The organism is Moraxella lacunata, assembly GCF_002027545.1.
Lineage (GTDB): Bacteria > Pseudomonadota > Gammaproteobacteria > Pseudomonadales > Moraxellaceae > Moraxella > Moraxella lacunata.
Genome location: NZ_MXAN01000006.1, coordinates 21,360 through 34,334, shown reverse-complemented (window position 1 = coordinate 34,334; position 12,975 = coordinate 21,360). Strand labels below are relative to the sequence as shown.

Below are 12,975 nucleotides of genomic sequence, written 5' to 3'. Positions count from 1 at the left end.
GATTTGGGGGTCGGTTCAGTCTTGCCCTGTTTTTAGATAATGCCAATGCGGTAAACCCTGCCCCAGATGTAGGCGTTTATAGGCACAATGGCGGGGTAACCACATCATGTTTGGGAGCATGTCCACCGTTAGGCGAATGCAGTCAGGCACACTTGCTTTACGATTGGCATAATCCGAGCAATGCCCCGTGGCGGTGTCAAGCAGTTTGCACGCCACGTCTGTGTATTCGGTAAAACGTGGGTTGTCATCGTCTAGGTATTTGACCAAACAGCACACGCCACAGCCATCGCACAAGGCTTCCCATTCGTTATCGGTTAGGGCGGATAGGGGGTAATTTTGCCAAAAATTGGGGCGTAAATCGGACACGGCATTTTCCAAAAATATTTATTGTAACAAATTTGGCGGTTTTTGGTGGCAAATTTGCCAAAAATTTTTGTTATAATCATCGGTAGGGTTTGAAATCGGTTTTTCTTTATATAAATTTTCTGCAAAACTTACAATTAAAGAAAACCGTTCATGGCGAGCTATGCCTGCCCATGACGGTTTTCCGACCCTTCGACAAGCTCAGGGCGAACGGAAAACCCAGTATTACAAAAAGTCTCATTTTCATCATTTGATAAAACATCACTAATATAGGATAAATTTATGATTTACGACATCATTGGCGACATTCACGGACACGCCGACAAATTAACAGGACTGCTTGACAAATTGGGCTATACTCATAACGGCACAAGTTATATCGCCCCACACGGTCATCAAGCGATTTTTATGGGCGATTTTATTGATAGGGGCAATCAGCAATTAGCGACTTTGCAAATCGTTTTTGATATGATTGATAATAATGAAGCCCTTGCCGTCATGGGCAATCACGAATATAACGCCATATGCTACGCTACCCAAAATGACAATGGCAAATATCTACGTCCGCATACCGACAATAATAATTTTCAGCACAAAGCCTTTATTGATGAAGTGGGATTTGATAGCGACCTGCACAGATATTGGATACAGCGATTTTATGAATTGCCCTTATGGCTTGAACTGGACGACTGTATTTGTATTCACGCCTGCTATGATAAACACAGCATGGACATATTAACCCCCCTTTTGGATAATAACAGACTCACCTGCCATGCCATACAGCTTACAGGCAAAAAAGACACTAAGCCTTATTATGCCATAGAGCATGTACTAAAAGGCATAGAAAGTCCCCTACCAGATGGCTTGACCATGACCGATAAAACTGGCATTGTTCGCACACAAGCTCGTGTTAAATGGTGGGTGGATGATTGGCAACATCAATCCATTGACAAAACATTATTTGCCAATGATTTGCCAAAAATTTATCTTAACGATTTGTCTGATGAGTTATTGGCATTTGGCATAACAACCGACAAGCCAATATTCATCGGACATTATTGGTTACATGACAAACCGACCATTTTATCAGACAAAGTGGTGTGTATTGACTATTCAGCAGGCAAAGATGGACACTTGACCGCTTATCAATTTGATACAAAAAACCCAACATTAGACGATGATAACTTTGTGCAATTTATAGGTTAAATTTACCCACGCTCTTAGCATTCACCCAAATCTTTGCTATAATAGCACTTTTAGATTAAGGATTATCATGTCAAACACCCAACACGCCCCAAGTCCTGACCCCATCACATCCCCCACTGGCACCCCAAAAGTTGGTATCATCATGGGCAGTCAGTCCGATTGGGCAACCATGTCTTTATCGGCGCAGATTTTGGCAGATTTTGGCATCCCCTTTGAGTGTCAGGTCGTCTCAGCACATCGCACGCCAGATAAACTCTTTGACTATGCCAAAACCGCCAAAGATAAGGGCTTAAAAGTCATCATCGCAGGGGCAGGCGGAGCGGCTCATCTGCCTGGTATGTGTGCCAGCCAAACCCCACTGCCTGTGCTTGGCGTGCCCGTCAAATCAAGCATACTGTCAGGCTGGGACAGTTTATTATCCATCGTACAAATGCCCAAAGGCGTGGCGGTCGGTACGCTTGCCATTGGAGATGCTGGTGCGTTTAATGCTGGACTGCTGGCAATACAGATACTTGCCATCGATGATGATGCCCTTGCCACAAAATTGAACCAATTTCGCCAAAAACAGACCCAAACGGTGCTAAAAAGCCCCCATCCAGGGATTGTCAATGCCTAAAAGGACAGTTTAACATGAATGAATACATTGAAAAATCTAAAACAAATATTGATAACTTACATCATTGTTTTAAAAAATCTTGGGTGGCATATTTTAAAACAACATCAATATTTATAATTATTTTTTTGTTAAGTGTGTTTTTTTGGGGCAAAAGTGTCTTGATGGCATTGCTGGTTTCAACAGTGATTATTTTAATTTTTATCTATAAAATTCTTTATCTTAAAAGTTTTAAATTATATACCAATGAAGAGGGTGTTTGGGCATTTAGCGGTGTATTGCCTTGGCAAAGAGGTGTTTCTGGCGTCAAATGGCGAGACTTAGATGATGCTGTATTTTTTCAAGGCATGATAAGCTATTTTTGTAAATCATACAACATATCCATTCGTCATAGATTTACCAAATCAAATGAGATTGTTTTAGAACACATACACAAAGGCAACCATGCTGTTTCAATCATCAATCAATTACATAAAGATTTACTCAATCACGGGCTAATTCATTAACAAAGCGAGTAACCAAACCATGACACAATTGACCCTTGGGATTTTAGGCGGTGGACAGCTTGGCATGATGCTGGCTCAATCTGCCCTAAAACTTGGCCATCGTTGCGTTTTTTTAGAAGATACTCCCCACGCACCAGCGGGTCTGTATGGGCAAGTATACAGTACACAGCAACTGGACGAATTTGTCGCCAAATCTGACATTTTTAGCCTAGAATTTGAAAACACGCCTGTCGCCACAGCGTCCTACCTTGCCACCCAAAAACAAGGCATTTACCCACCGCCCAACGCCCTAGCCGTTGCCCAAGACCGCCTTGCCGAAAAGGCGTTGTTCAACGAGCTTGACATTCCCACCGTGCCATATCGTGCGGTGTCATCGCTTGATGACTTGCAGAGTGCGTGCGATGAGTTGGGCTTACCACTGGTGCTAAAAACATCTCGTGGGGGCTATGACGGAAAAGGGCAATATATCATCAAAACCAAAGATGACATTGCCACCGCTTGGCAAGAGCTTAGTGATGCACTCACAGAAGGCAACTTACCTGCTCCACTCATTGCCGAGGGGTTCATTCATTTTAGCCGTGAGGTGTCGCTCATTGGTGTGCGTGGACGGACAGGTGAAGTTGGGTTTTACCCGCTCGTTGAAAACGTGCATAATAACGGCATTCTTGCCAAAACCACCGCCCCTGCCCCCAATGCCGATACGCTAAACCAAACCGCCCAAGCGAGCATGAAAAAACTGCTTGAAAAACTGGACTATGTTGGCGTTTTGACCCTAGAACTGTTTGTGAGCGAGAACGGACTGATTGCCAATGAAATCGCCCCACGCGTGCATAACTCGGGGCATTGGACGATTGAGGGGACAAATACGAGCCAATTTGAAAACCACGTCCGAGCCGTGCTAGGTCTTCCGCTTGGCGATACGGGCATTGTCAAGCCGTCTGTCATGCTAAATGTCATCGGCAAATATCCTGATGCCAATGAACTTTTGACCCATACAGGGGTGCATTTTCATCATTATCATAAATCAGAGCGAGACGGTCGCAAGATTGGGCATATCACGGTGATGAGTGATGATAATGATAGGGTTGTGGGAGAGGTTGAGAAGTTGTTAGGGTGTGTTAAACCTTTTTAACATTATTTGCAATTTAAAATTTACCACAGCAAGATTTGTAGGGGCGTGTTGCACACGCCCTTGATGCTACGTTAATGTTTAGGGCGTGCACAGCACGCCCCTACGCCGATGTATCATTGAATTTGTGGTAATTTTAGAGTTCTATGGCTATAAAACACCCACCACTTTATCAAATCAAATACCTATGTTTACCGAAATTGACCGCCTAAAATCCACCCTTGACACCCACCGCCCTCTACCGCCCCACCTTGTCAAAAGTCTGGCGGAGGATTTGGCGATACGTTGGACGTACCACAGCAACGCCATTGAGGGCAACACCCTAACCCTGCTTGAAACCAAAGTTGTGCTAGAAGGCATCACGGTGGGCGGTAAGGCATTGCGTGAGCATTTTGAGGCAATCAACCACAAAGAGGCGATTGACTATGTCAATGACTTATGCCAAAAAGGCGAAGTGCTTAGTCAATGGCATATCAAAGCCTTACACAGCCTTGCCCTAAAAAATATTGACAACGACAACGCAGGACGTTATCGCACCGCCAATGTCATCATCACAGGGGCAAACCACACTCCGCCAGAGCATTTTTTGCTTGATGAACGCATGAGCGAGCTTATGGCGTGGTACGAGGCGGACGAGGGGCAACACCCCATAGAAAGGGCGTGCCAGCTGCATACTGATTTTGTCATTATTCACCCTTTTATTGACGGCAATGGTCGCACCGCTCGCCTGCTTCTTAATCTTGAACTTATCAAACACGGCTATCCGCCTTGTGTCATCACGGTGGACAAACGCCTTGCCTATTATGAGGCGATTGATGATTGGGCAACCACAGGCAACCGCCATAAATTTTTGACGTTAATCAAGGATTGTATGACAGAAAGTTTTGCAGTTTATCAAAAATTGTTGGGGTTTTAAAACCATGAACATCTACATAGACGCAGACGCATTACCAACCATTGCCAAAGAACTCATCATCAAAACCGCCAACCGCACAGGCGTTATGGCGACTTTTGTGGCAAACAGCTTTATCAAATTACCGCCGTCCCCACATCTGAATATGGTCGTGGTCGCCCAAGGCTTTGATGTGGCGGACACCCACATCACAGACCACGCCCAAGCAGGGGATTTGGTCATCACAAGCGACATTCCTCTTGCCAATGACGTACTACAAAAAGGGGCAAAAGTCTTGACCGCACGGGGCGAGGAATTCACCATAGACAACATCAAGCCCAAACTCAACGCTCGGGATTTTATGGAGTCGCTTCGTGGCACGGGCGTGCTTGACCCCAAAAGCATGGGCGGACAAAAACCATACAGCGACAAGGACAAAATCGCCTTTGCCAATGGGCTAAATCGGCTTGTGCGTGCATCACCCTAACCGTTTTTCAAAAATCATTTCCTTAAACTTACGCAACGCAAACACCACAAAATTCCCATGCGTTTTTGTCAAAATTTTGGCATAATATCACCATTTACAAGCACCTTTTTACGCATTTTACGCCAAAACTATGATTGAACAATGGAATAAAGAACTCGTCCTACAACGCCTGCTCGCCTTGACTTTGCTTGTTATTTTGATTGTGCTGTGCTTTAAAGTGGTACAATTTTTTATCGTGCCAGCGTTGTGGGCAGGGATTTTGGCGTATGTTACTTTTCCTGTTTATACTTTTTTTCATACCAAAGTCCGCCTAAGCCCCAGTTTTAGTGCGTTTTTGATGACTTTTTGTATCTCGCTCATGATTGGCATTCCGCTGATTGTGGGCGTGTTTTATTTGCAACATGAAGTGGTGAGTTTTGTTGGTACGGCAATTCGCCGACTGCAAGCGGGATATTTGGATTTACCCGGTCAAATCAAGGACTTACCTGTCATCGGGCAGACGATTAAGGACACGCTTTGGGAGATTAACAAAAACCCCGAGGCAACCATGGAGACGGTGCGAGCGTGGGTGCAGTCGCATTTGTATTATGGCAAAATGGCGTTTGATGCGGTGCTAAAAAACCTTGCCAAGCTCGGTATGGCTCTCATGACCCTGTTTTTCTTTTATCGGGACGGCAAAAGTCTGGTTCGTCAAATCCGACAAGCCATGCGAAACATCATCGGCGACCGCATTGACGACTACATCGACTCGGTGGGGGCGACCACGCAGGCGGTGGTGTATGGCATTGGATTGACCGCTTTGGCTCAGGCGATTTTGGCAGGGGTGGGCTATGCTTTTGCCAATGCCCCAAACCCCATTTTGCTCACACTTCTTACCTTTGTCGTGGCACTTATCCCCTTTGGCACACCCTTTGCGTGGGGTGGTGTGGCGGTGTGGCTACTGTCGCAAGGGCATACGGCAGAAGGCATTGGACTTGCTCTGTGGGGGACGCTTGTCATCAGTTGGGTGGACAATCTCATTCGCCCGATTGTGATTAGCGGGGCGACCAAAATTCCCTTTATCATCATCTTTATCGGGGTGCTTGGGGGCTTGACAGCATTTGGTTTTGTGGGGCTATTCATCGGACCTGTGGTGTTGGCGATTGGGCTTGCGGTGTGGCGTGAATGGATAAGCCAACACAAAAATGAGATTTTCTCCCCCAAAGACAGCATTGTCCCTGTGGCGGACGGTAAAGCCTTGCTTGCCGATACCCCAACGCCCAAACCTGTCTTGGATACGAAGAAATTGGAAAGTTAGATGGGTTTTAGATATATAGACAGACTATTTTTTGCACATCTATGCCAAAAAGAACATTCATCAACCATGCCCCAAAATCTAGGCGTTTTTGGGGATTTTTATACCCAAAAATACAGCACAAATCCCACATCTGCCATCAATACGGACACAACCTGTCCACATCATGACTTATTCTGTCCGTAATACTAGGTCAAGCCCCACTCTCGGGTCAATGCCAAGTGCTTGACAATACTGGATAAATTCCACCACATCAAGACGGCGGTCGCCATTTTCTACCCGTTGGACGAACGAATGCGGGCGGTCAAGTCGCTCGGCAAGCGTCCGCATGGGCAAGTTTTGGGTGGTGCGTGCGTCATATAGCCATTCTCGCAACGCAGTCATCTGAGTGGTGTGAATACTTCTAGTCATTACCATGAACTCATGGAAAATAATAGACCTATTTACACCATATTGACGAATTTACCCAAAATAGGTACAATTCATCCATTTTACTTATTGCTTTTTTATCATAAAGTGGTAATATACCAACAATAAGATTACATTTGATAACTCATGAGTAACAAACACGAACGGCTGGCAGACAGATTTGCCGACATTTTTATCCGCCTAAACAGCAATGAGACGCTAAACACCAAGGCACTGGCGGATGAATATGGTGTGTGTGATAAGACCATTCGCCGTGATTTGGCTCGCATGGAGTGCTATCTGCCATTGGTGCGTGAGCGTGGGGTTGTGTCTTTGGATAACTCACGTCGTTTTAACCTAACCCACAAAGAGTTTGGCGAGCTGATTAAGCTCATCGGCATTCATCATCTATTGCCAAATATGGACATTGGCTTTTTAAGGGAGCTTATCAAACAAAAGTCGGACAGCTCATATCATATTCATCATTACGCCCATGAAAACAGTCAAGCATTTGATGAAATGATGAAGCGGTTGGACAGTGCTATCAATAATCGCCAAATCATACACTGCCGTTATGATAATAAAGAACGCACCATTTACCCTTACAAACTGATTTTTAAAGAAGGATTTTGGTATTTGGCAGGTGTGGAAAATGACAAGCTAAAAAGTTATCGGTTAAGTAAGATTGATGATTTGATTATCAGCAAAGAATGCTTTGATAATAATACTGAAATTGACACATTCATCAATAACGATGATAGTATCTGGCTTGGACAAAAAGAAACGGTTGCGATTGTTTGCGTTCATCAAAAAGCAATTTCCTATTTTAGACAAAGACAAATATTATCAAAACAATCTTTGCTATCACAAAAAGACAATGGCGACTGGCTTATACAAAGCACGGTTTGGCATTATGATGAATTATCGCCCATTATACGGTGTTGGATACCATATCTGACCATTTCCGAGCCAAAAGAATGGCAGGATAGGTTGGAGGGTGAGTTAAGGTCTTATTTAGATTAGAATTTATTTTTAACCCTGCTGATTATCAGCATTTTTAAAGGAGTAAAGTTATGCCCTTACCAATTATTGTAGCTGGTGTTGCTAGTGTGGTTGTTAGTGCCGCCACGACTAAAAAAACCTATGATGCCTACCAAGACAGCAAAAAATCTAGAAATATTACAAGAATGGCACAGGCAGAATATGAAAAGACCAAGCTAAGCCTAGAAAACGCTCAGAAGCTCGCTGAACAGAAACTCGCTGATTTAGACAAACTTTATTTTAAAATCGGACAAGACTTTCATGAATTTAGGGAGATTTCCGAGGCTCTAATTGACAAATTGAATCAGGGGAGCCAAAAACATATAGAGATAAAAAATCCAAAAAAGATTGAAATGGAAAAAATTGAGAATATTTCCATGAACTCCGCTGCTTACTTAGGCGGGGTGATGATTTTTGGATTATGGGGAACTTGGATTTTTTTCAATCATGCCAAAGACAATCTACAAAAAGCAAAATCCATTCAGTCCAAGGTTGCACAATTTACTAAAAATACCAACGTAACTCGTACTTATTTAAAAGACTTATCTAACTATCTTGAAGTTATCATAATTAACATCAACGACCTGCATGAGAAATTTAAAGACTACTTGGATATTTTAAAACAAACATCTTCTTTGGTAAAAACCAATCAAGTGAAAATAATAGAACATAAAACAGAGCTTCATCGCAAAATTGAAAATGGTTATGCCCTGGCTGCAATACTAACAGATGTTATGACCACACCCATATTTAAGATTGAAACAAGCAACGGCAAGCCTGTTTATAATGAAGATGGCACTCCTATGTTTCAGCAAGAAGAAGGTGGTCATGCTCTAAATGACAAGCAAATGCAAGCAGTGATGGATCAAGCAGCCTCGGATAGTAAGGAATATACATCATAAAGAACTCAAAACCCGTTGCTCATCGGTCATTTTAATCACATTAAAGTGACCGATGACATCTTATTTGGCAGGTAACAATGACAACAACAGCAAAATTTGATTGGACAGGCGAGCTTAACAAAACCGTTACTCATAGCCTTGTAACCACTTTTGGTTTGGATTTTTTATTATTTGAAGATAAAAAAGGCGGTGATGTGGATACCATTCACAACGTCCGTCAAGGCATATGGGCAACTGATGAAGCTCGTTCTGCCTATGAGAATCGTGGTGATTACAATTCACACGCTTATCATTCGCATGAAAATTATATCAACAAAGGCAGAGAAGATAAGCAAAAATACCAATCGGGCGAATTGCATGATGCCTACCGTAACACCACAATGAAACACGGCGAGAAACGTCATTTAGACCATATTATCTCCGCCAAAGAAATTCATGATGATGCAGGTAGAGTTTTGGCAGGATTGGATGGCTCGGAACTTGCCAATCAAAATAGCAACTTTCAATCCACCTATGACAAAATCAATATTGCCAAAAAACAACATTCTACCGAAAAATTTTTGAATGAAGTTTTGCCAAAAAGTATTAATAATTATGAAGCCAAAATTAAAAACTACGAGCAACAACTGGCAGAACTCCCAAAAGATGCTCACGGTCAAGATGTTTTGGATTTAAAGCAGAATTTACGTCAAGCCAAGGAAGATTTGGAGGCTTTACAAAATATTGATAAAGAAGCCATGATTAAAACTGACAAAAAAGCACGGAGGGAATACAATCATGAAATTGGTATGGCTTATTACACCAGTAGTAAATTTTTTAAAAACACAGGAAAAGCTGCTGCCAATCAGGGATTTCGTATGGGTGTAAGGCAAGCTGTTGGTTTGTTATTGGCGGAGATTTGGTTTGAGTTAAAAGAAGCTCTGCCAAATCTTTTAAGGAAATGTCAAATAAATTTTAGCCTTGAAATGTTTTGGGGGGAACTAAAAAATACCTTAAACAATATTTTTGAAAGGGTAAAATTAAGATTTAAAGATGTGCTAAATACCTTTAAAGACAGTTTTATTGCTGGGGTTTTGTCTAGTATTACCAACACTGTTTTAAATATTTTCTTAACCAGCACCAAATTGATGGGAAAACTTATTCGTGAATCTTGGAATAACTTGGTACAAGTCATCAAACTGTTGGTATTAAATCCTCAAAAGTTGGCATTTGGCGATTTGATGAGAGAGATTGCTCGACTTATTTTTGCAAGCGTTTCTACCATATTGGGCGTTATGCTCCATCAGCATTTGGCGACAGTCTTAACCATACCTTTTGGCACAGAGATTGCCGCTTTTGTCAGTGCATTATTTACAGGTCTTTTGATGGTTGGCACTGCTTATTTTATTGATTATAGTCCCCTTATGAAAAAAGTGTGGGAGTTTTTAAATAATCTTAAAAATAAGTATGATGTCTTTTTAGACCATATGAGAGAGATTAATGCCGAGCTTAATGCTTATGTTGCCAATCTTGCCAAAATAGAGTTTAATCTCAACCCCCAAGAGTTAAGGGATTTATCTAATGCTCTTAGCTATGCCAGCAATGAAACCCAAAAGGGGCAAATCTTAAAAGCTGAGATAGACAGACGTGGCATAGAATTACCCTATGAAATGGGAGATAGTGCCAGCACCATGTCATGGCTACAAAGCAAAGCCAAAAAGCTCCATGGATGATCTTACGCCTTTTCCCTGCACATCTTGTGGCAAATGCTGTCGCCGTGTCAATCTGAGTGAACACACTGCTTATTTAGATCGTGGCGACGGTGTTTGTCGTCATTTTGATGATGACACCAACCTATGTTTGATTTATGATGACCGTCCGCTTATTTGTCAGGTAGAGAATTATTATAAAAAGCATTTAGCCGAACACATCGCTTGGGACGATTTTGTTCAGCTAAACCTACAAATCTGCGAAAAGCTATGATTAGACGACAAGCCCCCCACACGCCATTTCCACCGCCTTGACAATCGCTAATGCTTTTTTATTGGTTTCATCCCACTCTGCCACAGGGTCGGAGTCTGCCACCACGCCTGCCCCTGCTTGGATATGGACTTGCCCGTCTTTTAGTACAGCAGTGCGAATGGCAATGGCGGTATCCATGTTGCCCGCCCAGCCCAAATAACCCACTGCCCCACCAAACACGCTGCGGCGAACAGGCTCCACTTCGTCGATGATTTGCATGGCTCGGATTTTGGGAGCTCCTGACAGCGTGCCTGCTGGGAAAGTTGCACAAAATACGTCTAGGGCGTCCTTATCAGCTGACACCACGCCTTCTACGTTGCTGGCGATGTGCATGACCTGCGAGTAGCGTTCAATAAACATTTTATCGGTTACCTTGACCGTGCCAATGTCGCACACCTTGCCAATATCATTACGCCCTAAGTCAATGAGCATCAGATGTTCAGCGATTTCTTTTTGGTCGGAGAGTAGCTCGGCTTCTAATGCTAAATCTTCTGCCGTATCCATGCCACGACGGCGAGTCCCTGCCAAGGGTCGCACGGTAACTTTGCGCTCATCGCCCACCGCCTCAACGCGAGATAAAATCTCAGGCGATGCCCCTACGATGTGAAACGGCTTATCATTGGCAAGCTCGCCTTGGATAAGAAACAGATAAGGGGACGGATTAAGGTATCTCAACGCCCGATACACCGCGAGCGGGTCGCCACTGTACTCACCTGACAGACGTTGGGCAGGAACAACTTGCATGACGTCCCCTGCCTTAATGTATTCCTTAATGCGGTTTACGTCTGTGCAGAATTTATTTTGTCCTGTCTGTGAGACAAAATGCGGTAGGGGCTGTTTTTTGACGGTCAAATCAGGTTTGTGAGTGAGCAGATTTTCAATAATATCAAGTTGTTTGACCGCTTTTTTATAGCCGTCTTTGGCGTTCACATCGGCATAGACCACGATAGATAGGGTGTGTTCTAGGTTGTCAAATACCACCACAGACGATGATAGGGTAAGCCACATATCAGGCAGAGCCAAAGGGTTGGGCGAATTTGACACGCCCACAGACGGCTCAATCACTCGTATCATGTCATAACCAAAATAGCCTACCAATCCGCCACTAAATGCAGGTAGCTCGGACATTTCGTTTTGGCATGGGGTTTTATATTCTGCCATAAAGGTACGGATAAAATCAAATGGGTCGGTGTCGTGCGTGGTCGTCTCGTCCTTGCGAATGTCCTTTACCACCACTTTACCGTCATGATACTCGATGACAATGTCCGAACCCAGTCCAATCATGGAATATCTCGCCCAACGTTCACCCCCCACAACCGATTCAAATAAATAAGCAGACGCAAAAAATTTACGCAAATTGGCAAATACTGACACGGGCGTGGCATCGTCCATAAGGCGTTTTTTGATGAGAGGAATGTGCGTGTAGCCTTGTTCGGCAAGCGTACAAAATTCAGATAAGGATAACATAAAAAGCCCCAAAAATCGTTTGGATTATTATAACCTAAAAAATTATTATAAACTAAAAAACCACACGACAAAAGACAATTAAAATCATCCAAATTCACCCATCACCCTACTTAGCACTAAGCCTTGGTACAAAATTCATTTAACAGCCATCATCAAATCAAACCACTCACTACTGCCGACTGATACAGGCGTTTGGCACGACTGCCTGTCCCACAAAAAATCATGACAGGTTGGGGTAAATCAGACAACAAACGGGCAAACGCTTCAACCGTCTCCAAATGCAAACTCTCTCCATCCACAGGCAGATGACGATAGGACAAGCCAACCTGCTCGGCACTTTGGCACAGCTCGGCAGTCTTGGGCTGACCTGCCATCTCATCATCAAAACGCAAATTTATCAAACTCTTAAAACCCAGCTCGGACAAGGCTTGACATTGACAAGGGTGGATTTGTTTATACAATGTGATGTTCGTGTGCATGTGAGCCCCCATATTTGGTGATTTATAATAAGACTTATCTTACCCAAAAACAGGCGGGCATTCAATGCCATTTTGACATAAGCTTATGAAAAATATTAAAATTTGGGAGATTTTTAAAAATTTTAGAACAAGGAATGTAAAATTGATTAAAATTTAATCAGACTATTTCCAATTTTCCAATTTTCCA

General features: G+C 43.1%; 14 protein-coding genes and 1 pseudogene. 11 read left to right on the top strand and 4 right to left on the bottom strand.

What is annotated here, in order from left to right; translation table 11 throughout:
- Nucleotides 1–24 precede the first annotated feature (24 nt).
- Nucleotides 25–366: pseudogene (locus B5J94_RS01340) on the bottom strand (YkgJ family cysteine cluster protein); the annotation flags it as partial.
- Nucleotides 367–645: 279 nt separating this feature from the next.
- On the opposite strand from B5J94_RS01340, the gene B5J94_RS01335 reads away from it, so the two are divergent.
- From B5J94_RS01335 to B5J94_RS01305, 7 genes are all read left to right on the top strand, one after another.
- Nucleotides 646–1,569 carry a metallophosphoesterase gene (locus B5J94_RS01335; protein ID WP_062499284.1) on the top strand — a complete coding sequence of 308 codons (924 nt, stop codon included), beginning with the start codon at nucleotides 646–648 and terminating at the stop codon, nucleotides 1,567–1,569.
- 67 nt (nucleotides 1,570–1,636) lie between these two features.
- Nucleotides 1,637–2,185 (top strand): 5-(carboxyamino)imidazole ribonucleotide mutase, encoded by a 549-nt coding sequence (purE, locus tag B5J94_RS01330; RefSeq protein ID WP_062499285.1) that lies wholly within the window; start codon nucleotides 1,637–1,639, stop codon nucleotides 2,183–2,185.
- Nucleotides 2,186–2,199: 14 nt separating this feature from the next.
- A complete protein-coding gene (locus tag B5J94_RS01325) occupies nucleotides 2,200–2,688 on the top strand; it encodes a hypothetical protein (protein WP_062499286.1) in 489 nt (162 codons plus the stop codon).
- A 19-nt stretch (nucleotides 2,689–2,707) separates the two neighbouring features.
- The gene (locus B5J94_RS01320) at nucleotides 2,708–3,820 is read left to right on the top strand and encodes a 5-(carboxyamino)imidazole ribonucleotide synthase (RefSeq protein WP_062499287.1); all 1,113 of its coding nucleotides are present in this window, start codon (nucleotides 2,708–2,710) and stop codon (nucleotides 3,818–3,820) included.
- 184 nt (nucleotides 3,821–4,004) lie between these two features.
- Nucleotides 4,005–4,733, top strand: coding sequence for a Fic family protein (locus B5J94_RS01315; RefSeq protein WP_062499288.1), 729 nt, complete (start codon nucleotides 4,005–4,007; stop codon nucleotides 4,731–4,733).
- 4 nt (nucleotides 4,734–4,737) lie between these two features.
- Nucleotides 4,738–5,196 carry a YaiI/YqxD family protein gene (locus B5J94_RS01310; protein WP_062499289.1) on the top strand — a complete coding sequence of 153 codons (459 nt, stop codon included), beginning with the start codon at nucleotides 4,738–4,740 and terminating at the stop codon, nucleotides 5,194–5,196.
- Nucleotides 5,197–5,326: 130 nt separating this feature from the next.
- Nucleotides 5,327–6,493 carry an AI-2E family transporter gene (locus B5J94_RS01305; RefSeq protein ID WP_062499290.1) on the top strand — a complete coding sequence of 389 codons (1,167 nt, stop codon included), beginning with the start codon at nucleotides 5,327–5,329 and terminating at the stop codon, nucleotides 6,491–6,493.
- A gap of 168 nt (nucleotides 6,494–6,661) precedes the next feature.
- On the opposite strand, the gene B5J94_RS01295 is transcribed toward B5J94_RS01305, so the two are convergent.
- The gene (locus B5J94_RS01295; protein ID WP_062499292.1) at nucleotides 6,662–6,901 is read right to left on the bottom strand and encodes a helix-turn-helix domain-containing protein; all 240 of its coding nucleotides are present in this window, start codon (nucleotides 6,899–6,901) and stop codon (nucleotides 6,662–6,664) included.
- Between the two features lie 144 nt (nucleotides 6,902–7,045).
- Between B5J94_RS01295 and B5J94_RS01290 the strand changes: the two genes are divergently transcribed.
- The 4 genes from B5J94_RS01290 to B5J94_RS01275 all read left to right on the top strand — a co-directional run bounded on the left by B5J94_RS01290 (nucleotide 7,046) and on the right by B5J94_RS01275 (nucleotide 10,803).
- On the top strand, nucleotides 7,046–7,921 hold the full coding sequence (locus B5J94_RS01290; protein ID WP_062499293.1) for a helix-turn-helix transcriptional regulator: 876 nt from the start codon (nucleotides 7,046–7,048) through the stop codon (nucleotides 7,919–7,921).
- A 50-nt stretch (nucleotides 7,922–7,971) separates the two neighbouring features.
- Nucleotides 7,972–8,841 (top strand): hypothetical protein, encoded by an 870-nt coding sequence (locus B5J94_RS01285; RefSeq protein WP_062499294.1) that lies wholly within the window; start codon nucleotides 7,972–7,974, stop codon nucleotides 8,839–8,841.
- A 77-nt stretch (nucleotides 8,842–8,918) separates the two neighbouring features.
- The gene (locus B5J94_RS01280) at nucleotides 8,919–10,553 is read left to right on the top strand and encodes a phage tail family protein (RefSeq protein WP_062499295.1); all 1,635 of its coding nucleotides are present in this window, start codon (nucleotides 8,919–8,921) and stop codon (nucleotides 10,551–10,553) included.
- Nucleotides 10,546–10,803 (top strand): YkgJ family cysteine cluster protein, encoded by a 258-nt coding sequence (locus B5J94_RS01275; RefSeq protein WP_062499296.1) that lies wholly within the window; start codon nucleotides 10,546–10,548, stop codon nucleotides 10,801–10,803. The genes B5J94_RS01280 and B5J94_RS01275 overlap by 8 nt, the downstream gene beginning before the upstream one ends.
- Here B5J94_RS01275 and B5J94_RS01270 read toward each other — a convergent pair whose 3' ends face one another.
- Nucleotides 10,804–12,309: an anthranilate synthase component I family protein gene (locus tag B5J94_RS01270; protein WP_062499297.1), complete on the bottom strand. Its 1,506-nt coding sequence runs from the start codon at nucleotides 12,307–12,309 to the stop codon at nucleotides 10,804–10,806. It lies immediately after the preceding gene.
- Nucleotides 12,310–12,461: 152 nt separating this feature from the next.
- A complete protein-coding gene (locus B5J94_RS01265; protein WP_062499298.1) occupies nucleotides 12,462–12,788 on the bottom strand; it encodes a protein tyrosine phosphatase family protein in 327 nt (108 codons plus the stop codon).
- Nucleotides 12,789–12,975: the final 187 nt, after the last annotated feature.

What these genes read in the sequence shown, in the direction of transcription:
- B5J94_RS01275 (WP_062499296.1), top strand. Translation starts at nt 10,546, where the DNA reads ATGGATGATCTTACGCCTTTTCCCTGCACATCTTGTGGCAAATGCTGT.
- B5J94_RS01265 (WP_062499298.1), bottom strand. Translation starts at nt 12,788, where the DNA reads ATGCACACGAACATCACATTGTATAAACAAATCCACCCTTGTCAATGT.
- B5J94_RS01285 (WP_062499294.1), top strand. Translation starts at nt 7,972, where the DNA reads ATGCCCTTACCAATTATTGTAGCTGGTGTTGCTAGTGTGGTTGTTAGT.
- purE (WP_062499285.1), top strand. Translation starts at nt 1,637, where the DNA reads ATGTCAAACACCCAACACGCCCCAAGTCCTGACCCCATCACATCCCCC.
- B5J94_RS01270 (WP_062499297.1), bottom strand. Translation starts at nt 12,309, where the DNA reads ATGTTATCCTTATCTGAATTTTGTACGCTTGCCGAACAAGGCTACACG.
- B5J94_RS01290 (WP_062499293.1), top strand. Translation starts at nt 7,046, where the DNA reads ATGAGTAACAAACACGAACGGCTGGCAGACAGATTTGCCGACATTTTT.
- B5J94_RS01315 (WP_062499288.1), top strand. Translation starts at nt 4,005, where the DNA reads ATGTTTACCGAAATTGACCGCCTAAAATCCACCCTTGACACCCACCGC.
- B5J94_RS01305 (WP_062499290.1), top strand. Translation starts at nt 5,327, where the DNA reads ATGATTGAACAATGGAATAAAGAACTCGTCCTACAACGCCTGCTCGCC.
- B5J94_RS01335 (WP_062499284.1), top strand. Translation starts at nt 646, where the DNA reads ATGATTTACGACATCATTGGCGACATTCACGGACACGCCGACAAATTA.
- B5J94_RS01295 (WP_062499292.1), bottom strand. Translation starts at nt 6,901, where the DNA reads ATGACTAGAAGTATTCACACCACTCAGATGACTGCGTTGCGAGAATGG.
- B5J94_RS01280 (WP_062499295.1), top strand. Translation starts at nt 8,919, where the DNA reads ATGACAACAACAGCAAAATTTGATTGGACAGGCGAGCTTAACAAAACC.
- B5J94_RS01320 (WP_062499287.1), top strand. Translation starts at nt 2,708, where the DNA reads ATGACACAATTGACCCTTGGGATTTTAGGCGGTGGACAGCTTGGCATG.
- B5J94_RS01310 (WP_062499289.1), top strand. Translation starts at nt 4,738, where the DNA reads ATGAACATCTACATAGACGCAGACGCATTACCAACCATTGCCAAAGAA.
- B5J94_RS01325 (WP_062499286.1), top strand. Translation starts at nt 2,200, where the DNA reads ATGAATGAATACATTGAAAAATCTAAAACAAATATTGATAACTTACAT.